General features: G+C 61.5%; 22 protein-coding genes. 14 read left to right on the top strand and 8 right to left on the bottom strand.

Translation table 11 applies throughout. The annotated features are described in order from the left end of the window. Nucleotides 1–59: 59 nt before the first annotated feature. The 3 genes from ACIPL0_RS26865 to ACIPL0_RS26855 all read right to left on the bottom strand — a co-directional run bounded on the left by ACIPL0_RS26865 (nucleotide 60) and on the right by ACIPL0_RS26855 (nucleotide 2,679). On the bottom strand, nucleotides 60–539 hold the full coding sequence (locus ACIPL0_RS26865; RefSeq protein WP_400601601.1) for a thioesterase family protein: 480 nt from the start codon (nucleotides 537–539) through the stop codon (nucleotides 60–62). Nucleotides 540–687: 148 nt separating this feature from the next. After that, nucleotides 688–1,653 carry an L-carnitine dehydrogenase gene (locus ACIPL0_RS26860; protein WP_400601481.1) on the bottom strand — a complete coding sequence of 322 codons (966 nt, stop codon included), beginning with the start codon at nucleotides 1,651–1,653 and terminating at the stop codon, nucleotides 688–690. A gap of 138 nt (nucleotides 1,654–1,791) precedes the next feature. Then, nucleotides 1,792–2,679, bottom strand: a complete 888-nt coding sequence (locus tag ACIPL0_RS26855) for a 3-keto-5-aminohexanoate cleavage protein (protein WP_400601483.1) — start codon at nucleotides 2,677–2,679, stop codon at nucleotides 1,792–1,794. A gap of 295 nt (nucleotides 2,680–2,974) precedes the next feature. On the opposite strand from ACIPL0_RS26855, the gene ACIPL0_RS26850 reads away from it, so the two are divergent. Next, nucleotides 2,975–3,940: a GlxA family transcriptional regulator gene (locus tag ACIPL0_RS26850; protein ID WP_400601485.1), complete on the top strand. Its 966-nt coding sequence runs from the start codon at nucleotides 2,975–2,977 to the stop codon at nucleotides 3,938–3,940. Between the two features lie 197 nt (nucleotides 3,941–4,137). Here ACIPL0_RS26850 and ACIPL0_RS26845 read toward each other — a convergent pair whose 3' ends face one another. After that, nucleotides 4,138–4,560 carry a DUF3010 family protein gene (locus ACIPL0_RS26845; RefSeq protein ID WP_400601487.1) on the bottom strand — a complete coding sequence of 141 codons (423 nt, stop codon included), beginning with the start codon at nucleotides 4,558–4,560 and terminating at the stop codon, nucleotides 4,138–4,140. A 49-nt stretch (nucleotides 4,561–4,609) separates the two neighbouring features. Next, the gene (locus ACIPL0_RS26840) at nucleotides 4,610–5,014 is read right to left on the bottom strand and encodes a lysozyme inhibitor LprI family protein (RefSeq protein ID WP_400601489.1); all 405 of its coding nucleotides are present in this window, start codon (nucleotides 5,012–5,014) and stop codon (nucleotides 4,610–4,612) included. A gap of 229 nt (nucleotides 5,015–5,243) precedes the next feature. Here ACIPL0_RS26840 and ACIPL0_RS26835 point away from each other — a divergent pair, with 229 nt between their 5' ends. The 6 genes from ACIPL0_RS26835 to ACIPL0_RS26810 all read left to right on the top strand — a co-directional run bounded on the left by ACIPL0_RS26835 (nucleotide 5,244) and on the right by ACIPL0_RS26810 (nucleotide 13,116). Next, a complete protein-coding gene (locus ACIPL0_RS26835) occupies nucleotides 5,244–6,221 on the top strand; it encodes a dipeptidase (RefSeq protein WP_400601491.1) in 978 nt (325 codons plus the stop codon). Nucleotides 6,222–6,297: 76 nt separating this feature from the next. After that, a complete protein-coding gene (locus ACIPL0_RS26830; RefSeq protein WP_400601493.1) occupies nucleotides 6,298–6,828 on the top strand; it encodes a DUF5943 domain-containing protein in 531 nt (176 codons plus the stop codon). Nucleotides 6,829–6,843: 15 nt separating this feature from the next. Further along, nucleotides 6,844–8,904 carry a dimethylglycine demethylation protein DgcA gene (gene dgcA, locus ACIPL0_RS26825; RefSeq protein WP_400601495.1) on the top strand — a complete coding sequence of 687 codons (2,061 nt, stop codon included), beginning with the start codon at nucleotides 6,844–6,846 and terminating at the stop codon, nucleotides 8,902–8,904. Nucleotides 8,905–9,156: 252 nt separating this feature from the next. Next, nucleotides 9,157–11,103: a dimethylglycine demethylation protein DgcB gene (gene dgcB, locus ACIPL0_RS26820; RefSeq protein ID WP_400601497.1), complete on the top strand. Its 1,947-nt coding sequence runs from the start codon at nucleotides 9,157–9,159 to the stop codon at nucleotides 11,101–11,103. Then, the gene (locus tag ACIPL0_RS26815) at nucleotides 11,103–12,323 is read left to right on the top strand and encodes an electron transfer flavoprotein subunit alpha/FixB family protein (protein WP_400731626.1); all 1,221 of its coding nucleotides are present in this window, start codon (nucleotides 11,103–11,105) and stop codon (nucleotides 12,321–12,323) included. Before dgcB ends, ACIPL0_RS26815 begins: the two co-directional genes overlap by 1 nt. Beyond that, nucleotides 12,313–13,116, top strand: coding sequence for an electron transfer flavoprotein subunit beta (locus ACIPL0_RS26810; RefSeq protein WP_400601501.1), 804 nt, complete (start codon nucleotides 12,313–12,315; stop codon nucleotides 13,114–13,116). Before ACIPL0_RS26815 ends, ACIPL0_RS26810 begins: the two co-directional genes overlap by 11 nt. A gap of 981 nt (nucleotides 13,117–14,097) precedes the next feature. Here the strand turns inward: ACIPL0_RS26810 and gbcA are convergent. Continuing rightward, a complete protein-coding gene (gene gbcA / locus ACIPL0_RS26805) occupies nucleotides 14,098–15,396 on the bottom strand; it encodes a glycine-betaine demethylase subunit GbcA (protein WP_400601503.1) in 1,299 nt (432 codons plus the stop codon). A 332-nt stretch (nucleotides 15,397–15,728) separates the two neighbouring features. Here gbcA and gbcB point away from each other — a divergent pair, with 332 nt between their 5' ends. Continuing rightward, on the top strand, nucleotides 15,729–16,829 hold the full coding sequence (gbcB, locus tag ACIPL0_RS26800; protein ID WP_400601505.1) for a glycine-betaine demethylase subunit GbcB: 1,101 nt from the start codon (nucleotides 15,729–15,731) through the stop codon (nucleotides 16,827–16,829). Between the two features lie 172 nt (nucleotides 16,830–17,001). Here the strand turns inward: gbcB and ACIPL0_RS26795 are convergent, their stop codons facing one another. Then, on the bottom strand, nucleotides 17,002–18,627 hold the full coding sequence (locus ACIPL0_RS26795) for a methyl-accepting chemotaxis protein (RefSeq protein WP_400601507.1): 1,626 nt from the start codon (nucleotides 18,625–18,627) through the stop codon (nucleotides 17,002–17,004). Nucleotides 18,628–18,946: 319 nt separating this feature from the next. Here ACIPL0_RS26795 and ACIPL0_RS26790 point away from each other — a divergent pair, with 319 nt between their 5' ends. Continuing rightward, entirely contained in the window at nucleotides 18,947–19,180 is a 234-nt protein-coding gene (locus ACIPL0_RS26790) for a hypothetical protein (protein WP_400601509.1), read from the top strand. Further along, a complete protein-coding gene (locus ACIPL0_RS26785) occupies nucleotides 19,177–19,479 on the top strand; it encodes a cell division protein ZapA (protein WP_400601510.1) in 303 nt (100 codons plus the stop codon). Before ACIPL0_RS26790 ends, ACIPL0_RS26785 begins: the two co-directional genes overlap by 4 nt. A 271-nt stretch (nucleotides 19,480–19,750) precedes the next feature. On the opposite strand, the gene ACIPL0_RS26780 is transcribed toward ACIPL0_RS26785, so the two are convergent. After that, complete coding sequence (locus tag ACIPL0_RS26780; RefSeq protein WP_400601512.1) at nucleotides 19,751–20,791, bottom strand: low specificity L-threonine aldolase; 1,041 nt, start codon at nucleotides 20,789–20,791, stop codon at nucleotides 19,751–19,753. A gap of 99 nt (nucleotides 20,792–20,890) precedes the next feature. On the opposite strand from ACIPL0_RS26780, the gene ACIPL0_RS26775 reads away from it, so the two are divergent. The 4 genes from ACIPL0_RS26775 to ACIPL0_RS26760 all read left to right on the top strand — a co-directional run bounded on the left by ACIPL0_RS26775 (nucleotide 20,891) and on the right by ACIPL0_RS26760 (nucleotide 26,065). Beyond that, nucleotides 20,891–21,634 carry a TraX family protein gene (locus ACIPL0_RS26775; RefSeq protein WP_400601514.1) on the top strand — a complete coding sequence of 248 codons (744 nt, stop codon included), beginning with the start codon at nucleotides 20,891–20,893 and terminating at the stop codon, nucleotides 21,632–21,634. A 307-nt stretch (nucleotides 21,635–21,941) separates the two neighbouring features. Further along, nucleotides 21,942–23,159, top strand: coding sequence for an alanine transaminase (gene alaC / locus ACIPL0_RS26770; protein WP_400601516.1), 1,218 nt, complete (start codon nucleotides 21,942–21,944; stop codon nucleotides 23,157–23,159). Nucleotides 23,160–23,545: 386 nt separating this feature from the next. Continuing rightward, nucleotides 23,546–24,799, top strand: a complete 1,254-nt coding sequence (gene glyA / locus ACIPL0_RS26765) for a serine hydroxymethyltransferase (RefSeq protein WP_400601518.1) — start codon at nucleotides 23,546–23,548, stop codon at nucleotides 24,797–24,799. A gap of 15 nt (nucleotides 24,800–24,814) precedes the next feature. After that, a complete protein-coding gene (locus ACIPL0_RS26760; RefSeq protein ID WP_400601520.1) occupies nucleotides 24,815–26,065 on the top strand; it encodes a sarcosine oxidase subunit beta family protein in 1,251 nt (416 codons plus the stop codon). Nucleotides 26,066–26,069: the final 4 nt, after the last annotated feature.

Here is a 26,069-nt window from a genome sequence, read left to right as displayed (position 1 = left end):
GATCTGCTGAACACGGAAGAACTGTGGGAGGGCTCCCTCCCATAAGGATTGCGACAGTCTCAGGCCTTGCCGGGCAGGCCGATCAAGCGACCGACATAAGCCGGCGCTGGCTGATCGGCTTGCGCTTCAGTGAGCACACGCAAGGCTTCCAGCGATTGCTCACTGAACGGCGCCGACTTCGGTCCTGCGGCCAGGTCCACATGCAGCAGCATCTGCTCGCTGGCGGCCAGTTCTTCGTCGCCACCCACCTTGTACAGGCTGTGATAGAGCTGCACGCGTTTGCGGTCATGGGCGACGATCTGTGTGCGCACTTCCACCTGCTCGTCGAGCTTTACCTCGTGCAGGTAGTTGATGTGAGCCTCCAGAGTGAACAGCGAGTTGCCGCTGGCGCTGCGATCGTCGCTGGCCAGGCCGATGCGGTCCATGAAAGCGTCGGTGGCGTAGCTGAAGATCAGCAGATAGAACGCATCGCGCAGATGGCCGTTGTAGTCGACCCAGTCGGCGAGGATCGGGGTGTTGTAGGTGGTCAGGGCGGGCATGGTCATTACCGGATTCGATCTGGAAAATCCTTGGCTGGCCGGGCTGGCCTCATCGCGAGCAAGCTCACTCCTACAAGTGCTGTGCCGTCTGTAGGAGTGAGCTTGCTCGCGATAGCGGCAGTCGAGCCACCAAGGGGTAGAAGGTTTTTTATTCGCTGAAGCTCATGCCGTGTTTTTCCTTGGTGGTCTTCACCGCCTCCAGCACTGCCAGCAGGGCGTCGTCGCGATAGCGCTCCAGCGCCGAAATGCTGTGGCTGCCGAGCTGGTCGCTGGTGCCATCGACCACATCGTCGATCAGCTTGTCGGTCAGTTCCGGCGCCGGCAGGTACGTCCACGGCAATTGCAGCGCCGGGCCGAACTGGGCCATGAAATGCCGCATGCCCGCGTCGCCACCGGCCAGGGTGTAGGTCAGGAACGTGCCCATGAACGACCAGCGCAGACCGGCGCCGAAGCGGATCGCGTCGTCGATTTCACCCGTGGTCGCCACGCCGTCGTTGACCAGATGCAGCGCTTCACGCCACAGCGCTTCGAGCAGGCGGTCAGCGATGAAGCCGGGGACTTCCTTGCGCACATGCAGCGGACGCATGCCGAGGGATTCATACACCTTGATCGCCGCCTGCACGGCTTCCGGCGCGGTGTTCTTGCCGCCGACTACTTCCACCAGCGGTAGCAGGTACACCGGGTTGAACGGGTGACCCACCACGCAGCGCTCAGGGTGCGTGGCGGTTTCGTAGAACTCCGACGGCAGCAGGCCCGAGGTGCTGGAGCCGATCAGGGCGTTGGGCTTGGCCGCCGCGCTGATCTTGTTGTGCAGGTCGAGTTTCAGGTCGAGGCGTTCCGGGGCGCTTTCCTGGATGAAGTCGGCGTCACGCACGCATTCCTCGATGGTGGCGACGAAACGCAGACGCTCCTGCGACGCGCCGGCCGCCAGGCCTTTCTTTTCCAGCGCCGGCCAGGCATTGGCGACGCGCTTGCGCAAGGCCGCTTCGGCCCCTGGCGCCGGGTCCCAGGCGATCACGTCCAGGCCATGGGCGAGGGCGCGGGCAACCCAGCCGCTGCCGATGACACCGCTGCCCAGCGCAGCGAAGGTTTTGATGTCGGTGATGAAGGTCATGGTGAGGTCTCGAAAGCAGGTTCACAGTGAACCTGTAGGAGCCGGCTTGCTGGCGAATGCGGTGTGTCAGGCACGACGATGTGGCTGATCGGGCGCTTTCGCCAGCAAGCCGGCTCCCACAGGGAGAATTCAGGCAATTCAGAAGCGCTTCTTCAGCCCCATCTTCACGCGGCCTTCGGCTGGGGTCATGACCCGTGCGCCCATGCGGCTGAGGATTTCGCTGGCGCGTTCGACCAGGGCGCCGTTGCTCGCCAGCACACCCTTGTCCAGCCAGATGTTGTCTTCCAGCCCGACCCGCACGTTGCCGCCCAGCAGCACCGCCTGTGCGGCCATCGGCATTTGCATGCGGCCGATGCCGAAACCGGCCCAGACCACGTCGGCCGGCAGGTTGTCGACCATGGCTTTCATGGTGGTGGTGTCAGCCGGCGCGCCCCACGGGATGCCCAGGCAGAGCTGGAACAGCGGGTTGTCCAGCAGGCCTTCTTTCATCATCTGCTTGGCGAACCACAGGTGGCCGGTGTCGAAGATTTCCAGCTCGGCCTTCACGCCAAGTTCCTGGATGCGCTTGGCGCCGGCACGCAGTTGCGCCGGGGTGGAGACGTAAATGGTGTCGCCGTCGCCGAAGTTCAGGGTGCCGCAGTCCAGCGTGCAGATTTCCGGCAGCAGTGCTTCAACGTGGGCCAGACGGGCCAGCGGGCCGACCAGATCGGTGGCAGGGCCGAAGTCGGTAGGGCGCTCGCCCGGGCCGATCTCCAGGTCGCCACCCATGCCGGCGGTCAGGTTGACGATGATGTCGATGTCCGCTTCGCGGATGCGGTCCATGGTTTCGCGATACAGCTCGACGTCGCGGCTGAATTTGCCGGTCTGCGGATCGCGCACATGGCAGTGAACCACGGTGGCGCCGGCCTTGGCCGCTTCAACGGCGGCAGCGGCGATCTGTTTCGGGGTGATCGGGACCAGATGGCTTTTCCCGGTCGTGTCGCCAGCACCGGTGAGTGCGCAGGTGATGATGACGTCGTGGTTCATGTGTGGGTTCCTTGCAGGCCGTTTGCGTGACGCGGGCTTTTGCCGCCCGCTTTTGAGATGCAAAGCTACGCAGCCGGGCCCGGCTCAAAACGCACAGCGGCGACAAGCTCTTGCACAGCAGCGACCTGTGCTATTGCCGAGGTCGGGTAAGGGGAGTATCTGATCTGTAGGAGTGAGCTTGCTCGCGATTGCGTTTTATCTCTGATGCAGTCGTGCCTGACACGCCGCTATCGCGAGCAAGCTCACTCCTACAGATAGATCTTCCATCGCCTGAATCCCAAGGAACGCGCCAACGATGTCCCAGGATTTCTACTTTCTGCTCATGCCCGGCTTTTCCATGATGGGCTTCGTGTCGGCGGTCGAGCCGTTGCGCGTGGCCAATCGCTTCGGGGGGGAGCTGTTTCGCTGGCATGTGCTGAGCATCGATGGTGGGCCGGTGATTGCCAGCAACGGCATGTCGGTCAACGCCGACGCCGCGCTGGAGCCGCTGAAGAAGGGCGCGACGCTGTGGGTCATGGCCAGTGTCGATCCACTGAAATGCTGCACGCCAGCGCTGGAACACTGGCTGCGGCGTCTGGATCTGGAAGGGGTGACACTGGGCGCCATCGACACCGGCAGTTTCATTCTGGCCGAGGCAGGCTTGCTGGACGGTTATCGCCTGACCCTGCACTGGGAAGCGCTGGACGCGTTCAAGGAAAGTCACCCCAAGCTGACGGCGACTCAGGAGCTGTTCGAGATCGACCGACGGCGTATCACCTCGGCGGGCGGGACGGCGTCCATCGACATGATGCTCGACCTGATCGATCAGGCCCACGGCGCCGACCTGGCAATCAAGGTCTCGGAACAGTTCGTGCTCGGCCGCATTCGCCAGCGCAAGGACCACCAGCGCATGCAGATCGCCACGCGCTATGGCATCAACAACAAGAAGCTGGTGCAGGTCATCGGCGTCATGGAGCAGCACACCGAGCCGCCGCTGAGCACGCTGGAGCTGGCGGATGGCATTCAGGTCACCCGGCGTCAGCTGGAGCGGCTGTTTCGTTTGCACCTGAACGACACGCCGAGCAACTTCTACCTCGGCCTGCGCCTGGAAAAGGCCCGTCAGTTATTGCGCCAGAGCGACATGAGCGTGCTGGAGGTCAGCATTGCCTGCGGCTTCGAATCGCCGTCGTATTTCACCCGCAGCTACAAGGCGCGCTATGTGGTGTGCCCGAGGGAGGATCGCGGGCGGGCGGCGCGAGAGAAGGAGGTTGCGCGCACTTAGGTGCAGACTGCGGGGGGGCAACCTGGGACAACTGTGGGAGGGAGCCCTGCTCGCGAAAGCGTCGAATCAGGCACTGCAAAGGTGACTGGCTGACCGGATTCGCGAGCAGGGCTCCCTCCCACAGAGCATCTATCTGACAGATATGTGTCGCCTATATCGGCCAATCGCGAATGAATTCGCTCCCACAGGGGGTGGTTTTACTTCACGCCTTTCATCAACAACGCGCACGCCGCCTTGTACGCCTCATGCTGGTACTTGTTCAGCGCGGCCGGTGGTTCGATGCTGTGTTTCTTGGCCTGGGCGGTGAGGGTCTGCGGCGACAGCAGGGTCACTTCGCAGTCTTCCAGCAGTTGAAAGACGGTTTCGATCTTGAAGGTGGTCGGGCCGCCGGCGAATTCGCCTTTCTTGCTGCGCTTCTTGATGGCGATGTGGGTGATGGCGTTTTCACGCACGAAAGCCGCGATCTGCCGGGCGAAGGCTTTGACGTTGGCGCTCTCGTCATCGTCTTCCAGGGCGATCTTCTTGACCGTCAACGGCAGCGATTCGAGCGTGCCGCCAGCGCGGGTGGCGGCAGCGAAGAGAGCCTCGCTGCCTTTGATTTCTACGCCGCAGATGTTCATGTGCATCCCTTGAGCTTTCAAAAGGCGTCAAGGGTAGCGCATTCGCGCGTCATTCCGACTGCGCGATGCTCTCCAGATACTCCGACCGCTCGTCGCTCATGCGCGCCAGGCAGTCGTTCTGGCTGATGGTGTAGTCCTTGGTGCCGGGCGCAGCCGGGAAGACTTCCACGGCGCAATCGGCGTCGCGCAGCTTTTTCCAGGCGTCCTGGGCGGTTTTCAGTTTGGCGGTGAACTCGTCGGATTGCGCCTTGTTGGCGCCGAACTGGACCTTCACCCGCTCCAGCAGGTTCTGGAAGTTCTCGTCCAGCAGTTTGACCGCGGTGTCACGGCTGTACACCGAGCATTCCAGGGTCTGTTTGTCTTCGTCGACGCCGTCGCATGGAGTGGCGTCAGGGTTCTGGGCTGCGTGTGCGCCTGTCGCAAATAGAGCCAAAGCCAGAAAAATCGTCTTCATTGGGGTGTCCCGCTTCAGTGATGCGAGGAATTCTCGCCCAAGCGCGAGGCAAAGAACAGTGAACAAACGCAGGCCGCAGACGCCTGCAGTCGTCCTTTGTCGTTTCTTGACGCTTTCGGCAATTCCCCTGTCGTTTTTGCATCCGGCTCATCCGACCCGCAAGCATATGCTGGCCCCAAAGCGCCGGCAGACGTTTCGGTGCGCGACCAACCTACAAGGGGACAGCCTGATGAGCCCAGCCGAATTGCACGCAGACAGCATCGTTATCGACGGTCTGATCATTGCCAAATGGAACCGTGAGCTGTTTGAAGACATGCGCAAAGGTGGCCTGACCATGGCCAACTGCACTGTTTCGGTGTGGGAAGGCTTCCAGCAGACCGTCAACAGCATCGCCGCCAGCCAGAAGCTGATTCGTGAAAACAGCGACCTGGTGATCCAGGTGCGCAACACCGCCGATATCCGCAAGGCCAAGGAGCTGGGCAAGACCGGCATCCTGTTCGGCTTCCAGAACGCCCACGCCTTCGAAGACCAGATCGGCTACGTCGAGATCTTCAAGCAGCTGGGCGTGGGCATCGTGCAGATGTGCTACAACACCCAGAACCTGGTCGGCACCGGTTGCTACGAGCGCGACGGCGGCCTGTCGGGCTTCGGTCGTGAAATCGTCGCGGAAATGAACCGCGTCGGCATCATGTGCGACCTGTCCCACGTCGGTTCCAAGACTTCCGAAGAAGTCATTCTGGAATCGAAAAAGCCGGTGACCTATTCCCACTGCCTGCCTTCGGGCCTGAAAGAACACCCACGCAACAAGTCCGACGCCGAACTGAAATTCATCGCCGACCACGGCGGTTTCGTCGGCGTGACCATGTTTGCGCCGTTCCTGGCCAAGGGCATCGATTCGACCATCGACGACTACGCCGAAGCCATCGAATACGTGATGAACATCGTCGGCGAAGACGCCATCGGCATCGGCACTGACTTCACTCAGGGCCACGGCCAGGAATTCTTCGAATACCTGACCCACGACAAAGGCTACGCCCGTCGCCTGACCAACTTCGGCAAGATCATCAACCCGCTGGGCATCCGTACCGTCGGCGAGTTCCCGAACCTGACCGAAACCCTGCTCAAGCGCGGCCATTCCGAGCGCGTCGTGCGCAAGATCATGGGCGAAAACTGGGTTCGCATCCTGGGCGACGTCTGGGGCGAATAACCCCTCGGCTCACTGATTTCTCCCTCTCCCGTTCGAGGAGAGGGCATCCAACAAAATTTTCTGGAGTTAAGTTTCCATGGCCAAGATCGCCCCGCAATTGCCAATCGAAGTCGACAGCGAGACCGGTGTCTGGACCTCCGACGCCCTGCCGATGCTGTATGTGCCGCGTCATTTCTTCGTCAACAACCACATGGGCATCGAGGAAGTGCTGGGCGCCGACGCCTATGCCGAGATTCTCTACAAGGCCGGCTACAAGTCCGCCTGGCACTGGTGCGAGAAGGAAGCCGAGTGTCACGGTCTGGAAGGCGTCGCGGTGTTCGAGCACTACATGAAGCGTCTGTCGCAGCGCGGCTGGGGCCTGTTCAAGATCCAGGACATCGACCTGGAGAAGGGCACTGCCAGCGTCAAGCTTGAGCACTCCGCCTTCGTTTACGTGTACGGCAAGGTCGGTCGCAAGGTCGATTACATGTTCACCGGCTGGTTCGCCGGCGCCATGGACCAGATTCTCGCTGCCAAAGGCAGTTCCATCCGCACCGTCGCCGAGCAGGTCTATGGCGGTTCGGAAGAAGGCCACGAAGATGGCCTGTTCGTCGTAAAACCGTTGTAAGCCGAGGACCGTGAGATGGCTTTTGAAGCGATGTTTCAGCCGATCCAGATCGGCAAACTGACTATCCGCAACCGCGTCCTCAGTACTGCGCACGCCGAGGTCTATGCCACCGACGGCGGCATGACCACCGACCGTTACGTGAAGTACTACGAGGAGAAAGCCAAGGGCGGTATCGGCCTGGCCATCTGTGGCGGTTCCTCCAGCGTAGCGATCGACAGCCCGCAAGGCTGGTGGAAATCGGTCAACCTGGCGACCGACAAGATCATCCCGCACTTCCAGAATCTGGCCGACGCCATGCACAAGCATGGCGCCAAGATCATGATCCAGATTACCCACATGGGCCGTCGTTCCCGCTGGGATGGCGAGCACTGGCCGACGCTGATGTCGCCGTCGGGTATCCGTGAGCCGGTACACCGCGCGACCTGCAAGACCATCGAGCCGGAAGAGATCTGGCGCGTGATCGGCAACTACGCCAGCGCTGCGGCCCGTGCCAAGGCCGGCGGCCTGGACGGCGTCGAACTGTCCGCCGTTCACCAGCACATGATCGACCAGTTCTGGAGCCCGCGCGTCAACAAGCGCACCGACGAGTGGGGCGGCAGCTTCGAAAACCGCATGCGCTTCGGTCTGGAAGTAATCAAGGCCGTGCGCAAGGAAGTCGGTCCCGATTTCTGCGTGGGCCTGCGGATCTGCGGTGACGAGTTCCACCCGGACGGTCTCAGCCATGAAGACATGAAAGAGATCGCCAAGTATTACGACCAGACCGGCATGATCGATTTCATCGGTGTGGTGGGCTCGGGTTGCGACACCCACAACACCCTGGCCAACGTCATCCCGAACATGAGTTATCCACCGGAGCCGTTTCTGCACCTGGCCGCCGGTATCAAGGAAGTGGTCAAGGTTCCGGTGCTGCACGCGCAGAACATCAAGGACCCGAACCAGGCCACGCGCATTCTGGAAGGCGGTTACGTCGACATGGTCGGCATGACCCGCGCGCACATCGCCGACCCGCACCTGATCGCCAAGATCAAGATGGGCCAGGTCGACCAGATCCGTCAGTGCGTCGGTGCCAACTACTGCATCGACCGCCAGTACCAGGGCCTGGACGTGCTGTGCATCCAGAACGCCGCGACCTCCCGTGAATACATGGGCGTGCCGCACATCATCGAGAAAACCACCGGCGTGAAGCGCAAAGTGGTGATCGTCGGTGCCGGCCCTGCCGGTATGGAAGCAGCCCGCGTGTCGGCCGAGCGGGGTCACGACGTGACGCTGTTCGAGAAGAAGGACGCCATCGGCGGGCAGATTTCGATTGCCGCCAAGGCGCCGCAACGCGATCAGATCGCCGGTATCACCCGCTGGTATCAGCTGGAGCTGGCGCGTCTGAAAGTGGATCTGCGTCTGGGCACGGCAGCCGACATTCCGACCATCCTGGACCTGCGTCCGGATGTGGTGGTGCTGGCGGTGGGCGGTCATCCGTTCATGGAGCAGAACGAACACTGGGGCGCCGCCGAAGGGCTGGTGGTCAGCAGTTGGGACGTGCTCGACGGCAAGGTCGCGCCGGGCAAGAACGTGCTGGTCTACGACACCATCTGTGAATTTACCGGCATGTCGGTCGCCGACTACATGGCCGACAAGGGCAGCCAGGTCGAGATCGTCACCGACGACATCAAGCCGGGTGTGGCCATCGGCGGTACGTCGTTCCCGACCTACTACCGCAGCATGTACCCGAAAGAAGTGATCATGACCGGCGACCTGATGCTGGAGAAGGTCTACCGCGAAGGCGACAAGCTGGTGGCGGTACTGGAGAACGAATACACCGGCGCCAAAGAGGAGCGGGTGGTCGATCAGGTGGTCATCGAGAACGGCGTGCGTCCGGACGAAGAGCTGTATTACGGCCTCAAGGACGGTTCGCGCAACAAGGGCCAGATCGACATCGACGCCCTGTTCGCCATCCAGCCGCAGCCGTCGTTGAGTCAGTCGGGTGACGGTTACCTGCTGTTCCGCATCGGTGACTGCGTGGCGCAGCGCAATACCCACGCTGCCATCTATGACGCACTCCGGCTCTGCAAGGATTTCTGATGGTGACCCTGTAGGAGCGCGCTTGCCCGCGATGGCTATCAGTCTGTGCCAGGTGTGTTGACTGGCCTGTCGCGAATCGCGGGCCAGCGCGCCCCTGCAGAAGATCGAGAACCGCTGTAGGAGTGAGCTTGCTCGCGATCCAGTGCGAAGCGCTGGCACCGGATTTCAGTTCAGATCCGGTGGAGGCTGGTCCGACCTGATCGCGAGCAAGCTCACTCCTACAGATGACCGCATGCGCTGTAGGAGCTCCACATGTTAAACACCCTTCTTCCAATCCTGCTGTTCGCAGCCCTGGGCCTGGCGGTCCTCGGCGCCTTGCGGCGGGTGGCCATGTGGCGCAACGGTCGTGCGTCCAAGGTCGATCTGATCGGCGGCCTGCTGGCCATGCCCAAGCGCTACATGGTCGATTTGCACCATGTGGTGGCGCGGGACAAATACATCGCCAACACCCACGTCGCCACCGCTGGCGGCGCAGTGGCGTCCATCGTGCTGGCGATTCTGGTTCATGGCTTCGGCCTGCATAACCGCATCCTCGGCTACGCCCTGCTGCTGATGACGGCGGTGATGTTCGTTGGCGCGATCTTCGTCTATCGCCGTCGCCTGAACCCGCCAAGCCGCCTGTCGAAAGGCCCGTGGATGCGCCTGCCGAAAAGCCTGCTGGCGTTCTCCGGTTCGTTCTTTCTGGTGACCCTGCCGGTGGCCGGCATCCTCCCGGAAAACTTCGGTGGCTGGCTGCTGGCGATCATTCTCGGCATCGGTGTGCTGTGGGGCGTGTCCGAGCTGTTCTTCGGCATGACCTGGGGCGGGCCGATGAAGCACGCCTTCGCCGGTGCGCTGCATCTGGCCTGGCACCGTCGCGCCGAGCGCTTTGGTGGTGGTCGCTCCACCGGCCTCAAGCCGCTGGACCTGACCGACCCGACCGCGCCGCTGGGCGTGGAAAAACCCAAGGATTTCACCTGGAACCAACTGCTCGGCTTCGATGCCTGCGTGCAGTGCGGTAAATGCGAGGCGGCGTGCCCTGCGTTCGCTGCAGGCCAGCCGCTGAACCCGAAAAAACTGATTCAGGACATGGTCGTCGGTCTGGCCGGCGGCACCGATGCCAAATTTGCTGGCAGCCCGTATCCAGGCAAGCCAGTAGGTGAGCACGGTGGCAATCCGCATCAACCGATCGTCAACGGTCTGGTCGATGCCGAAACCCTGTGGTCCTGCACCACCTGCCGTGCCTGCGTGGAAGAGTGCCCGATGATGATCGAGCACGTGGACGCCATCGTCGACATGCGCCGCCACTTGACCCTGGAAAAAGGCACGACCCCGAACAAGGGCGCCGAAGTCCTGGAAAACCTGATCGCCACCGACAACCCGGGCGGCTTTGCGCCAGGCGGTCGTCTGAACTGGGCGGCAGACCTCAACCTCAATGTGATGAGCGAGAAGAAGACAGCCGACGTGCTGTTCTGGGTCGGCGACGGTGCCTTCGACATGCGCAACCAGCGCACCCTGCGCGCATTCGTCAAAGTGCTGAAAGCCGCCAGGGTCGACTTCGCCGTGCTGGGTCTTGAAGAACGCGACAGCGGTGACGTGGCCCGTCGTCTCGGTGACGAAGCGACGTTCCAGATGCTCGCCAAGCGCAACATTCAGACCCTGAACCAATACAGCTTCAAGCGCATCGTCACCTGCGACCCGCACAGTTTCCACGTGCTGAAAAACGAATACGGCGCCTTTGGTGGCGAATATCTGGTCCAGCACCACAGCACCTATCTGTCCGAGCTGATCGGCGACGGTGCGCTGAACCTCGGCCAGCACAAGGGCTCCAGTGTCACTTACCACGACCCGTGCTACCTGGGCCGCTACAACGGCGAGTACGAAGCGCCGCGTGAAGTGCTGCGTGCGCTGGGTATCGAGGTCAAGGAAATGCAGCGTTCCGGCTTCCGCTCGCGTTGCTGCGGCGGTGGCGGCGGTGCGCCGATCACCGACATTCCAGGCAAACAGCGTATTCCCGACATGCGCATGGAAGACATCCGCGAAACCGGCGCCGAGCTGGTGGCCGTGGGTTGTCCACAGTGCACGGCGATGCTGGAAGGCGTGGTCGAGCCGCGTCCGATGATCAAGGACATCGCTGAACTGGTGGCCGACGCCTTGCTGGAAGACACCGCGCCCCCAAAGTCGGCGGCGGTCAAACGTGAACCTGCGGAGGTGCATTGATGAGCGACATTATCCGCCGCGACCCGCGGGCCGAATGGATCGCCCGCAACCGCCTGCACCCGCTGCACGCGGCCATGCAGCCAACCCAGGCGAGCTGGATGGGGCCTAACGGCATCATCCGCAAGAACGTCCACGGCATCGGTTTCATCGGCCCGAACGGCATCAAACGCATCGACCGCAGCGGCGCCCAGCAGGGCGGCTCGAACAAGCGCAGTGCGTCGGTTGAAGTGCAATTGCCACTGCATCAGGTCGCCAACCCGGCATTCTACATCGCCGTGGTGCCAGACATGTTCGGTGGCCGCCTGAGCAGCCACGACCGCGACTTGCTGGGGCTTGCCCACAGCCTGGCCGGCAAGGACGGTGCGGTCATGGCCGTGGTCTTCGGCGAGCACAAGGAAAGCGCGTTTGACACCGCCGGTGTGGACCGCCTGCTGGTGCTCGAAGGCAGCGAATTTGCCGGTTACTCACCGGAACAGCGTATTCAGGGATTGCGGGCTGTGGATAACCAGTTCGACCCGCGCCACTGGCTGCTGCCTGACAGCCGCACCGGTGGCGGTGAGCTGGGGCGGCGTTTTGCCGCCAGCTTGGGTGAGCGTCCGGCGACGCGGATCTGGCAGGTCAAGGACGGGCAGGCTACAGGCCGTGCCGGTGCTGGCCGCGAAGACCTCGCGCGCCCGGTTTCACGGCTGATCCTGGCCGCTGCCGAGTGCGCCGATCCGGTCAGCGACACCCGCCACGAAGCGCTGCCGGTGGAGTTGTCCACAAGCATCGCCCGCAGCCTGTCGCGTATCGAAGATCTCGGCGCGGTGGCGGTCGATCCGGCACTTATCCCCATGGCCGAAGCGGAGTTCATTTTCTCCGGCGGCAACGGCGTCAAGGATTGGGAGCTGTTCCATCGCACCGCGGCGGCACTGGGCGCCACCGAAGGCGCGTCCCGCGTGGCGGTGGACGATGGTTTCATGACCCGCGACCGTCAGGTCGGCGCATCGGGCACCTGGGTGACCGCACGGGTCTACGTGGCTGTGGGTATCTCCGGCGCGATCCAGCATTTGCAGGGTATCGGTGCCTGCGACAAAGTCGTGGCGATCAACCTCGATCCGACTTGCGACATGATCAAACGTGCTGATTTGTCAGTGATTGGCGAAAGTGCGGAAATCCTCGATGCGCTGATCGAAGCGGTCGAGGCGTACCGGAATGAGGCGAAACGCGATGCAGCCTGACAAAAAAACGTCTGTGGATAAAAACGCGCTGCACGTGATCAGCCTGGTATCCATCGGTGCGCACCCGACTTCCGGTCGTCCGCGCCGCGCCGAGCAAGATGCCCGTGCGGTGGAACTCGGCCTGCAACTGGCTGGGGATAACTTGCATGTGCTGCACGCCGGCAGTGCCGAAGAGCCCGCGCTGCGGGCCTATCTCGGCATGGGCTTGAAAGAACTGCACGTGCTCGACCAGCCACAAGGTGCCGACGCCTTGCCCGGGCTGGCGGATTACATCCGTGAGTCCGGTGTGCAACTGGTGCTGACCGGCACCCAGGCCGAAACCGGCGAAGGCTCCGGCATGCTGCCCTACCTGCTGGCGGAAAAACTCGGCTGGCCGCTGGTGGTGGGCCTGGCTGAAGTGGAATCCATGCGCGACGGCTCCGCCCAGGTGCTGCAAGCGCTGCCACGGGGCCAGCGTCGCCGGCTCAAGGTGCGTCTGCCATTCCTCGCCACGGTGGACAACGCCGCGCCCAAGCCGCGTCAGAGCGCCTACGGCCCGGCCCAGCGCGGTACCCTGGAAGTGGAACAGATCGACGTGGTCATCGACGAGTTATTCACAGGCGCCGAACTGACCCCGGCCAAACCCCGTCCGAAACGCCTGAAAGTGATCAAGGCCAAAAGCGGCGCCGACCGGATGAAAGCCGCAACCGCCAAAGCCAGCGGCGGCGGTGGCCAAGTCCTCAAGGGCGTCAGCGCCCAGGAAGGCGCAGCCGCGATTCTGAAGCTGTTGGTGGAAGAAGGGGTGGTGCGCTAGGCCAACCCCCTCCAAAACGCAAAAGGCGCCGTTATGGCGCCTTTTTTATTGCACTGCCGGGCTCCATGGTGGCCTCACACCCCTGTAGGAGCTGGCTTGTCCTGCGACCGACTGCGCAGCAGTTGTAAACCCTGACGACTATGCAGCCCTGACACACCTCGTCAGCCGATTTTACGACCGGTCCCGGCCGGTCGCAGGACAAGCCAGCTTCTACAGGTATTTATAGTTACGCACATTGGCTGTTGGCGGTCTTGTGGATAACCTGTTCGGCCATCGCTCCATGCCACGCAAACCGTGGCTTGTAGCCAATAGATCAAAAAATGACCAGGCTATCTTGCGGATTTCAAAGGGATTTTCTCCACAACGAAACACCTGGCGACCGGCTTTTTGCCCACATTCTCTGTTGGCGTCTATGTGGATAAGTTGTTCGCTGTCGTTTTATAGCCTTTAAAATCAACAGGTTGAATCCATTGGTTGTTTTTTGATCAATGCGACGTTTCTATGACGATCAAGAGTGCGCTGCGACCAGATTTCGACACTCAACCGACTTTTCCACATCCTGCAGCGAGCTCAAGCGAATTGCGCACATTCTCTGTTGGTGTCTCTGTGGATAAGGTGTTCGCTATCCCTTGAGGCCCTCTAACGACGTGGCTTGCAGAGCTTTGATCAAATTATGATCAGCTTTGGATGGATCATGACAGCCTGAATAAGTCACGGTTTTTTCAAGGAATTTGTGCAGGCGAAAAGCGACTTCCCCACAATTACTGTGGGTGGCGTTGTGGATAAGTTGTTTGTGGATAGCGGCGAGGGCCGTGGGGACAGGTGTGGCGCAGGGTTGAGCGTTTTTTGATCAAGTCGATATGCGAAAGCCAATTGTGGGAGCCGGCTTGCTGGCGAATGCGTGGGATCAGTGACATCAATGTCGAATGACACACCGCATTCGCCAGCAAGCCGGCTCCTACAGGGGAGGGGCTCCCCGGATTACTCGTGGTTAACCGCCACGCCTTTCAGGTATGGCGCAGGCTCGGCGCCCATGTTTTCCAGGAGCTTGGCGCTGTACCAGTCGATGAAGTTGACCACGCCGAACTCGTAGGTTTTCGAGTACGGGCCTGGCTGGTAGGCGACGGAGTTGATGCCGCGCTGGTTTTCTTCGGCCAGACGACGGTCCTGGTCGTTGGTCGCGTCCCAGACTTCGCGCAGGCGCGCCACGTCGTAGTCCACGCCTTCGACGGCGTCTTTGTGCACCAGCCATTTGGTGGTGACCATGGTTTCCTGGGCGCTGATCGGCCACACGGTGAACACGATGACGTGGTCGCCCATGCAGTGGTTCCAGGAGTGCGGCAGGTGCAGGATGCGCATCGAGCCCAGGTCCGGGTTCTGAATGCGGCCCATGAGCTTCTTGCTGCCCTGTTTGCCGTCCATGGTCATGGAGACGGTGCCTTTGAGCAGCGGCATGCGCACGATGCGGTTACGCAGGCCAAAGCTCTTGTGCAGGTAAGGAATCTTCTCGGCTTCCCACGCAGCGGCGGATTCGGCGACGTGGTCCTTGAATTTCTGGTCGGCGCGCGGATCGTTGGTGTCGTCCCACTCCAGCAGGGTGTTCAGCAGCTCAGGGTGCGAACCGCTGCAGTGGTAGCACTCGCGGTTGTTTTCCAGCACCAGCTTCCAGTTGGCTTTTTCCATCAAGGTGGTCTGCACCGCCACCTTGGTGTTTTCCATGTCGTACGGTTCCATGTAGTGCTGCAGGGTCTGCAGGAACTCGTCGATGGCCGGCGGGTTTTCCGCCAGGCTGATGAAGATGTAGCCGCCGGCGGTCTTGCAGTTCACCGGCTTGAGGCTGAAGTTCTTCATGTCGAAGTCGTCGCCCATTTCGGTGCCGGCGTACAGCAGGCGACCGTCCAGCTCGTAGGTCCACTGGTGGTACGGGCAGACCAGTTTGGCGACCTTGCCTTTTTCCTTGGTGCACAGGCGCGAACCGCGGTGGCGGCAGACGTTGTGGAAGGCGGCGACGGTGCCGTCAGGCTTGCGCACGACAAGGATCGGGTTCTTGCCGATTTCCAGGGTGAGGAAGTTGCCTTTGGCCGGAATCTCGCTGGTCATGCCGGCGATCAGCCATTCTTTTTGAAAGATTTCCTGCATGTCGATTTCAAACAGCCGCTCATCGCTGTAGAAAGGCTGCGGCAGCGAGTAAGTGCGCTCACGAGTCTGCAGCATCTCGGCGGTGGCCTTGCGTGCAGGTTCCAGCGGGTCGCCCAGGCTCAGCTTGGTGGTGACGTCCATCTTTCAGGTCCTCATGACCGCAATTTCAGCGGTCTGCGAATGTGGCTAATACGGTTGTGTTGTGTGTCTGGCACGCGAGGCGACAAGGTGGCTGTCGCTCATGTTTATGGGTGTAAAGAAGTCATGTCGATTTAGCGGCGAGTGTGGAGCCGCGAGCGACGCGAACCTTATCCATGGGCGACATGGCCGAATCCGTTGACGACTACGCAGCCCCTATAGACCGGGCCTGGTCGCCATAAGTATGTGAATGTCGCTGATAGGTAAATAGGCGGTTCTTCCGTTACGCAGAATCGCCACCATAAGAGGCCGACAGTCGGCCGTGGAGAGCAAGCATGTCCCAGAATTTCCTCAGCCCGGTCAACACTCAGACTTGGGCCAATGGCCGCCACCTGGTGCGGGTTGTCAAAGTGATCCAGGAAACCTGGGATGTCCGCACCTTCTGCTTCATGGCGGACCAGCCGATCCTGTTCTTTTTCAAGCCGGGTCAGTTCGTCACCCTGGAGCTGGAAATCGAGGGTGTGCCGATCATGCGCTCGTACACCATTTCCAGTTCACCATCGGTGCCTTACAGCTTCTCGATCACCATCAAGCGCGTGCCGGGCGGCAAAGTGTCGAACTGGTTGCACGACACCCTGCACGAAGGCCAGGAGCTGGCGGTTCACGGCCCGGTCGGGTTGTTCAACGCCATCGACTTCCCGAACCCGAAGATTCTCTACCTCAGCGGCGGCGTCGGTATCACGCCGGTGATGTCCATGGCGCGCTGGTACTACGACACCAACGCCAACGTCGACATGGTGTTCGTGCACAGTTCGCGTTCGCCGAAAGACATCATCTACCACCGCGAGCTGGAACAGATGGCGTCGCGTATCAACAACTTCTCGCTGCATATCGTCTGCGAGAAACACGGGCTGGGCGAGCCGTGGGCTGGTTATCGCGGTTACCTGAACCAGAAGATGCTGGAACTGATGGCGCCGGACTTCATGGAGCGTGAAGTGTTCTGCTGCGGCCCGACGCCGTACATGAACGCGGTCAAGCGTCTGCTGGAAGCCAACGGCTTCAACATGGCCCAGTACCACGAAGAATCCTTCGGTGCGACGCCACCGGAAGCCCGCGCCGACGCCGTGGAGCACGCCGAACAGGCGGCCGAGGCGCCGGAAGTCGATATCTCCGAATTGCATCAGGTGGAATTCACCGACACCGGCAAGAGCATTCGCGTGGCACCGGGCGAAACCGTCCACGCGGCGGCTGCCAAGCTTGGCCTGATGATCCCGAAAGCCTGTGGCATGGGCATCTGCGGCACCTGCAAGGTGATGAAACTGAGCGGGGAAGTGGAGATGGAGCACAACGGCGGCATCACTGATGACGACGTGGAAGAGGGTTACATCCTGTCGTGCTGCAGCGTGCCGAAGGGCGACGTTCGTATCGAATATTGATTGATAAACGGTTGTAGGAGTGAGCTTGCTCGCGATGGCGTCGGGTCAGTCGCCAAGAGGTTGCCTGATCTGACGAATCGCGAGCAAGCTCACTCCTACAAAGGTCATGTTCTCCCAGACAAAAAAGGGGAATGCACGCGAGTACATTCCCCTTTTGCATTGATACGGGTAATTACAACCGGAACCGCGCCACCATGCCGTTCAGGTCCACTGCCAGGCGCGACAGTTCGCTGCTGGCCGCACTGGTCTGATTGGCACCGGTAGCGGTCTGGGTCGACAGGTCACGGATGTTGACCAGGTTGCGGTCCACTTCCCGTGCCACCTGGGCCTGTTCTTCGGCAGCGCTGGCGATGACCAGGTTGCGTTCGTTGATTTCCACCACCGCACTGTTGATGGTGTCCAGCGCCACGCCGGCACCCTTGGCGATGTTCAGGGTCGATTCGGCGCGTTCGGTGCTGCTGCGCATCGAGTTGACCGCCTGTTCCGTACCGCCCTGAATACTGCCGATCATGCGTTCGATCTCGCTGGTCGACTGCTGGGTGCGGTGGGCCAGGGCGCGGACTTCGTCGGCGACCACGGCAAAACCACGACCGGCTTCACCGGCGCGAGCGGCTTCGATGGCGGCGTTGAGGGCCAGCAGGTTGGTCTGGTCAGCCAGGCCGCGGATCACGTCGAGTACCTTGCCGATGTCGCGGGATTCGTCAGCCAGATTTCCGATCAGGGTGGCCGTGCTCTGTACGTCGCCGCTCATGCGTTCGATGGCGCTGACGGTTTCCTGAACCAGATCGCGGCCATCGCTGGCGGAGGTGGTGGCGCTCTTCGAGGCTTCCGAGGTGCTGACCGCGTTGCGTGCGACTTCTTCCACGGCGCTGGTCATCTGATTGACGGCGGTCGCCGCCTGCTCGATTTCGTTGTTCTGCTGCGACAGGCCGCGTGCGCTTTCGTCGGTGACCGCGTTCAGCTCTTCAGCCGCCGAGGCCAGCTGAGTGGCGGAGCCGGAGATGCGTTGCAGGGTGTCGCGCAGTTTCGACTGCATCTTCAGCATGGCCGCCAGCAGGCGACCGGCTTCATCGGTGCCGTCGACCTTGATGGTGTGGGTCAGGTCGCCTTCGGCGATTTCCTCGGCGGCGTTCAGCGCGGACGCAATCGGATGGGTAATGCTGTTGGTCAGCAGCCAGGCGAACAGCAGGGTCAGCGCCGTCGCGATGATCAACAGCGCCACCACCAGCTTGAAGGCAGTCGAATACTGGTCCGACGCGTTCTGGTTGGCGTCGTTCATCTGGGCGGTGTTGATTTCCACCAGGCGGGCCAGCGTCGCGTTCATCTGGTCCGAGTTGGTCTGCAGGTCGGCGTTCAGCAGCACGGACAGATCGTCGAGTTTGTTGGCCCGGCTCAGGGATTTCATGCGGTCTTCGAGCTGGCGGTAGTCGTTGAGCGTTTTCAGGTACTGCTCGTAGGCGGCCTGTTCGTCCGGTGCGGCAATCAGCTTGGAGTAGATCGCGCGGGCGTCGTCGATCTGTTTGTTGCGCATCGACAGCAGGTCGATGGTTTTCTGTTGCGTGTCGGCGTCGCGGTTGAGCATCAGGCGGTACGACAGCACGCGCAGGCGGATGCTCGCCTCGGTCAGTTTGTCGAGGTTCTTGATAGCCGGCACGATATTGGTGGCGATCTGTTCGGACGCGCCATTGATCTTGCTCATCTGCGTCAGGGCGAAAATGCCCAGCGCCAGCATCAGCACACCAATGATGGAAAAACCAAGGAACGCGCGGGGCGCGATGTTCATATTGCGTAGGGACATGACGGTTCCTGACAGGGCCGCGATCCATGCGAGACAAGGTGGGTAAAAGGCAGTAATGCATGCCTTATCGGTCAGCCTCGCCGAGACTTGAACGCGCAGATGCGTGATGCGCGTTCATGTCGCAGGGGGGCGATCTGACGAACAGCAGGAACAAGAGAGGCAAAACGCAGTCAATCAGGACCTCGATGCGTTTGCGGAATCGAAGCGGAACAAGTGCTTTTCTGGTCGGTGTTGTGGCGTGATTGCCCTGATTTCACTGGTAGCTGAAGTGACTTTTCTTTATCGTACGCGCCCTTTGAAATTTGCCTGAGATATCAAAATGTTGGAAGCATCCCTAAGCCAGTTGGAAAAGCTCGTCAGTGACCTGGTACAGCAGAATCAGGAGCTGCAGAACGCAAACGCACAGCTCAACGAAGAGCTGCAGAAAGCCAGGGATGACAACGACAGCCTGCAGCTGAGCCTGCTGGAGCAGGAAGAGAAGCAAGGCGCCACCGCTGCACGCATCCAGGCGCTGGTGGATCGCGCGACCAGCGTCAGTGCAGTCGGCGCATGATCATCGAACGCGACACCACCAAAGTCATTTCCATCCTGGGCAATGACTACACCATCAAGGCGCCGCCCGGTCAGGAGCAGACCCTGATGGACGCGGTGGTCATGCTCAAGGCGGCGTTGTCGGAAACCAAGCGCAGCTACCCGGCGTTGATCGGTGATCGTCTGTTGGTGCTGGCGGCGCTGAACCTGTGCTCGAAGCAGATCGAACTCAAGCAGCAGCATGCCGCCGAGCTGAGCCGCTATGAAGAACAGGTCAGTGCGACAGTGGAAGTGATCGAAAAGACGATTGCCCAAGGTTGACACGGCAATAGGCGTGGACCGGTTTCCTGTGGGAGCGAATTCATTCGCGAGAGGTTCGTTCGGGCGACAAGAGTGCGTCGTTTGAAATGGCGTCTCGCGAATAAATTCGCTCCCACAGTTTCCGCATTTTCTGCAACGCCGCCGATGGTACGCCAAGCACGGCACGTTGTAGGAGTGAGCTTGCTCGCGATTGCGATAGATCAGCCACTGTTGCAGTGGCTGATTCAATGTAATCGCGAGCAAGCTCACTCCTACAGGAGCGGCCTTTGAATCACGCCCCCATCACCAACCGGATATCCGCTGCCAGCTCACGCACGCGGGCTTCTTCGGTGTCCCACGAGCACATGAACCGTGCGCCGCCGCTGCCGATGAAGGTGTAGAACCGCCAGCCCTTGGCGGTCAGCGCGGCGATGGCGGCTTCCGACAATTGCAGGAACACGCCGTTGGCCTGCACCGGGAACATCAGTTCCACGCCGGGAATGTCCTTGACCAGATCCGCCAGCAACTGCGCGCAGCGGTTGGCGTGACGGGCGTGTTTCAGCCAGGCGTCGTTTTCCAGCAGGCCGACCCACGGCGCCGACAGGAAACGCATCTTCGAGGCCAGTTGACCGGCCTGCTTGCAGCGATAGTCGAAGTCTTCGGCCAGTTTGTGGTTGAAGAACAGGATCGCCTCACCCACCGCCATGCCGTTTTTGGTGCCGCCGAAGCAGAGCACGTCGATGCCGGCCTTCCAGGTCAGCTCTGCCGGCGTGCAGCCCAGGTAGGCACAGGCGTTGGCGAAACGGGCACCGTCCATGTGCAGGTTCAGGCCCAGTTCCTTGCAGGTGTCGCTGATGGCTTTTAGCTCTTCGGGCAGGTAGACACTGCCGACTTCCGTGGCCTGAGTCAGCGTGACCACGCGCGGTTTGGGGTAGTGAATGTCGGCGCGCTTGAGCGCCACTTCGCGAATCGACGCGGGCGTCAGCTTGCCGTTCTCGCTGCGGGCGGTCAGCAGCTTGGAGCCGTTGGAAAAAAACTCCGGGGCGCCGCATTCGTCGGTCTCTACGTGGGCGGTTTCCGAGCAGATGACGCTGTGGTAGCTCTGGCACAACGACGACAGCGCCAGCGAGTTGGCGGCGGTGCCGTTGAAGGCGAAGAACACTTCGCAGTCGGTTTCAAACAGCTGACGGAATTGATCGGCGGCGCGCGCTGTCCATTGGTCGTCGCCGTAGGCGCGTTCATGGCCGTGATTGGCTTGTTCCATGGCCGCCCACGCTTCCGGGCAGATTCCCGAATAGTTGTCGCTGGCAAACTGCTGGCTTTGGTCTGACATGGCCGGTTCCCTGTGATCGAAGGCAGTGACTGTAACGAAGATTTCAGGATTTGGTCATGCACAGTTGCGTCAGAAAATTCAGCCATGCGGCGAAGTGAGATGAATGACCTGAAAACCGCCCCCCGCGCCGAGCGCGATCGTGCCCTGGACCTGCTCAAATGGCTGGCGATGCTGAGCATGCTGCTCGACCATCTGCGCTACGTCGGTTGGTCGGTGGACTGGTTGTATGTGCCGGGTCGGTTGGCGTTTCCGTGGTTTTGTCTGGCGATCGCGATGAACGTCAAGCGCTCTGCGGCAAACATCGTCGATGCTCGGCAATACGGACGCTATTTGCTTTGGCTCGCGCTGTTTTCGCTGGTAGCGGAATGGCCCTATCGGTTGTACATGGCGGGGGAGGTCGGCACGCTCAATGTGCTGCCGACTCTGGCGCTGGGCATGCTGGTGGCTCAGGGTGTGATGGCCCGTGAATGGTTGCCGCGAGGGCTGGCAGTTGTGGCTGTGGGCATCGGGGTGGCGTTTCAGCAGCACCTAATGTTCGGCGCCTATGGCGTGCTGCTGCCGACGGCGTTCGTGCTGGTATTGCGACAATCGCTGTGGCTGGCGCTGGTGCCGGGCGTGATCTGCCTGTTGAGCAATGAATGGCCGAAGATCATCGACGGCATGCTCTGGGGCGACCCGGTTTCCGTGGGGGCGCTGGTGGTGTGTCTGCTCGGGCCGTGGCTGGGGCTGACGATATTGCGCTGGCGCCCGGCGTTCGGGGTATGGCCGATGCGGCGTTGGGCGTATCTGATTTATCCGGGGCATTTTTTGCTGTTGTACGCGCTGCGGACGCTGATTTTGTAGGAGCGTGGCTTGCCCGCGAACCGTTACCGCGCACCACTCCTATTGGTCTGATTCGAAAGCCGATCCTGTAGGAGTGAGCTTGCTCGCGATGCGTCATTCCAGACGCTGCGGTTGTGACTGACAAATCGCATCGCGAGCAAGCTCACTCCTACAACGGGCGTGCATCGCGGGCAAGCCAGCTCCTACAAGGGGTGTAGAAATCTCTGTAGACAAACCGCCATCACCGCCCGTATCTTGCGCACCAGGCCACCGCAGTGGCCAGCGTCGCTCGGACGGTTCCGGGCGCTTACGTCTTCTAGAGGCTCTCATGGCTGACCAAGGTTCGCCGCGCCGCTTTGCGCGCATCGATCGACTCCCCCCTTACGTGTTCAACATCACTGCCGAGCTGAAAATGGCCGCTCGTCGTCGTGGTGAGGACATCATCGACCTGAGCATGGGCAACCCCGATGGGGCAACGCCGCCGCACATCGTCGAAAAACTGGTCACTGTCGCCCAACGTGAAGACACTCACGGCTACTCGACTTCGCGTGGCATCCCGCGTCTGCGTCGGGCGATCTCCAGTTGGTACAAAAGTCGCTACGAGGTCGATATCGACCCGGAAAGCGAAGCCATCGTCACCATCGGCTCGAAAGAGGGCCTGGCGCACCTGATGCTCGCCACTCTCGATCAGGGCGACACGGTGCTGGTGCCCAACCCCAGCTATCCGATTCACATCTACGGCGCGGTGATCGCCGGTGCCCAGGTGCGCTCCGTGCCGTTGGTGCCGGGTGTGGATTTCTTCGCTGAACTGGAAAAGGCCATCCGTGGCTCGATCCCGAAACCGAAGATGATGATCCTCGGCTTCCCGTCCAACCCGACCGCCCAGTGCGTCGAGCTGGATTTCTTCGAGCGTGTGGTGGCGCTGGCCAAACAGTACGACGTGCTGGTGATCCACGACCTGGCCTACGCCGACATCGTCTACGACGGCTGGAAAGCCCCGTCGATCATGCAGGTGCCGGGCGCCAAGGACATCGCGGTGGAGTTCTTCACCCTGTCCAAGAGCTACAACATGGCCGGCTGGCGCATTGGCTTCATGGTCGGCAACCCGGAGTTGGTCAGCGCGCTGGCGCGGATCAAGAGCTACCACGACTACGGCACTTTCACCCCGCTGCAAGTCGCCGCCATTGCTGCGCTGGAAGGCGATCAACAGTGCGTGCTCGACATTGCCGAGCAGTACCGCCAGCGCCGCAACGTGCTGGTCAAGGGGCTGCACGAGCTGGGCTGGATGGTGGAAAACCCGAAAGCGTCGATGTACGTCTGGGCCAAGATCCCCGACGCCTACGCGCACATGGGCTCGCTGGAGTTCGCCAAGAAGCTGCTGGCCGAGGCCAAGGTCTGCGTCTCGCCGGGTGTCGGTTTCGGTGAATACGGCGACGATCACGTGCGTTTCGCCCTGATCGAAAACCAGGACCGGATTCGTCAGGCGGTGCGCGGTATTCGCGGCATGTTCAGGGCCGACGGACTGTTGCCAGCCAAACAGGTCTGAATGCGACATTGATTCATCCAAAATCCCCGGCGCCGACCGGGGATTTTTGTTTTTGTGTCGCAATACGCCCTCCCTGTAGGAGCGTGGCTTGTCCCGCGACCTGCCGGGAGCCGGCAGTAAAACCTGCCGGCGCAACCTGTCTGGCACGCTGCATTCTGCGGGTTTGCGACCGCTTCGCGCTCGGTCGCGGGACAAGCCGCGCTCCTACAGGACGGGCGTCGCATCCAGACATTTTCTTCTCCCCGCCAATCCATGTCGTAAACGCACCTTTGTGTGGCGTGCGTAGGCATCTAGCCAGTCGGCGTCAGCCATACCATCGCTGTCAAAGGGCCCTCCATAAGCCCTATCGATAATTCAGGCGCCGCGCCGCCGCTGGGAGAACCGCGATGTTCAGCAAGCAAGACCAAATCCAGGGTTATGACGATGCACTGTTGGCGGCCATGAATGCCGAAGAACAGCGTCAGGAAGATCACATCGAGCTGATCGCCTCGGAAAACTACACCAGCAAGCGCGTCATGCAGGCTCAAGGCAGCGGCCTGACCAACAAATACGCCGAAGGCTACCCGGGCAAGCGTTACTACGGTGGCTGCGAGCACGTCGACAAGGTCGAGCAACTGGCCATCGACCGCGCCAAGCAACTGTTCGGTGCCGACTACGCCAACGTCCAGCCGCACTCCGGCTCGTCCGCCAACAGCGCCGTTTACCTGGCCCTGCTGCAAGCCGGCGACACCATTCTGGGCATGAGCCTGGCCCACGGCGGTCACCTGACCCACGGCGCCAAAGTGTCGTCTTCGGGCAAGCTGTACAACGCCGTGCAGTACGGCATCGACACCAACACCGGTCTGATCGATTACGACGAAGTCGAGCGTCTGGCCGTCGAGCACAAGCCGAAAATGATCGTTGCCGGCTTCTCGGCATACTCCAAGACCCTGGACTTCCCGCGCTTCCGTCAGATCGCTGACAAGGTCGGCGCGCTGCTGTTCGTCGACATGGCCCACGTCGCCGGTCTGGTGGCTGCCGGTCTGTATCCGAACCCGATTCCGTTCGCTGACGTGGTCACCACCACCACCCACAAGACCCTGCGCGGTCCGCGTGGCGGCCTGATCCTGGCCAAGGCCAACGAAGAGATCGAGAAGAAACTCAATGCCGCCGTATTCCCTGGCGCCCAGGGTGGCCCGCTGATGCACGTCATCGCCGGCAAAGCCGTGTGCTTCAAGGAAGCGCTGGAACCAGGCTTCAAGGCTTATCAGCAACAAGTGATCGACAACGCCCAGGCCATGGCGAAGGTGTTCATCGATCGCGGTTACGACGTGGTTTCCGGCGGTACCGACAACCACCTGTTCCTGGTCAGCCTGATCCGTCAGGGCCTGACCGGCAAGGAAGCGGACGCCGCCCTCGGTCGCTCGCACATCACCGTCAACAAGAACGCCGTACCGAACGACCCGCAATCGCCGTTCGTGACTTCGGGCCTGCGCATCGGCACTCCGGCCGTAACCACCCGCGGTTTCAAGGTTGCCCAATGCACCACGCTGGCCGGCTGGATCTGCGACATTCTCGACAACCTCGGCGATGCCGATGTCGAGGCCAATGTTGCCAGTCAGGTCGCCGCGCTGTGCGCCGATTTCCCGGTTTACCGCTGAGTCAGGAGTCGCACCATGCAGCACTATTCGGGCTTCGGCCTCTTCAAACACTCCCTCAGCCACCACGAAAACTGGCAGCGCATGTGGCGCACGCCGACCCCGAAAAAGGTCTACGACGTGGTCATCGTTGGCGGTGGCGGTCACGGTCTGGCGACCGCGTACTACCTCGCCAAGGAGCACGGCATCACTAACGTGGCCGTGGTCGAGAAAGGCTGGCTGGGCGGCGGCAACACCGCCCGTAACACCACCATCGTGCGCTCCAACTACCTGTGGGACGAATCGGCCCACCTGTACGAACACGCGATGAAACTGTGGGAAGGCCTGTCCCAGGACCTGAACTACAACGTCATGTTCTCCCAGCGCGGCGTCTACAACCTGTGCCACACCCTGCAGGACATGCGTGACTCCGAACGTCGTGTCAGCGCCAACCGCCTCAACGGCGTCGATGGCGAGCTGCTCAACGGCAAACAGGTGGCCGAAGAAATTCCGTACCTGGACTGCTCGAAGAACACCCGTTACCCGATCATCGGCGCGACCGTGCAACGTCGCGGCGGTGTCGCCCGTCACGACGCCGTGGCCTGGGGCTTCGCCCGTGCCGCCGACGCCTTGGGCGTGGACCTGATCCAGCAGACCGAAGTCATCGGCTTCCGCAAGGAAAACGGCGTGTGCGTCGGCGTGGAAACCAACAAGGGCTTCATCGGCGCCAAGCGCGTCGGTGTGGTCACTGCCGGTAACTCCGGGCACATGGCCAAGCTGGCCGGTTTCCGTCTGCCGATCGAATCCCATCCGCTGCAGGCACTGGTGTCCGAGCCGATCAAACCGATCATCGACAGCGTGATCATGTCCAACGCCGTACACGGTTACATCAGCCAGTCCGACAAGGGCGACCTGGTGATCGGTGCCGGTATCGACGGCTGGGTCGGCTACGGCCAGCGCGGTTCGTACCCGGTGATCGAGCACACCATCCAGGCCATCGTCGAGATGTTCCCGGTCCTGTCGCGCGTGCGCATGAACCGTCAGTGGGGCGGCATCGTCGACACCACGCCGGACGCCTGCCCGATCATCTCCAAGACCCCGGTTCCGAACATGTTCTTCAACTGCGGTTGGGGTACCGGTGGCTTCAAGGCCACACCGGGCTCGGGCAACGTGTTCGCGGCCAGTCTGGCCAAGGGCGAGATGCACCCGCTGGCAAAACCTTTCTCCATCGACCGTTTCCACAACGGTGCGTTGATCGACGAACACGGCGCTGCGGCTGTTGCGCACTAACCAC

The sequence above is a fragment of the Pseudomonas sp. NPDC090208 genome, from assembly GCF_044746785.1.
Lineage (GTDB): Bacteria > Pseudomonadota > Gammaproteobacteria > Pseudomonadales > Pseudomonadaceae > Aquipseudomonas.
Note: the sequence above shows the minus strand (reverse complement) of the source record. Positions and strands in the feature narration are given on the sequence as shown.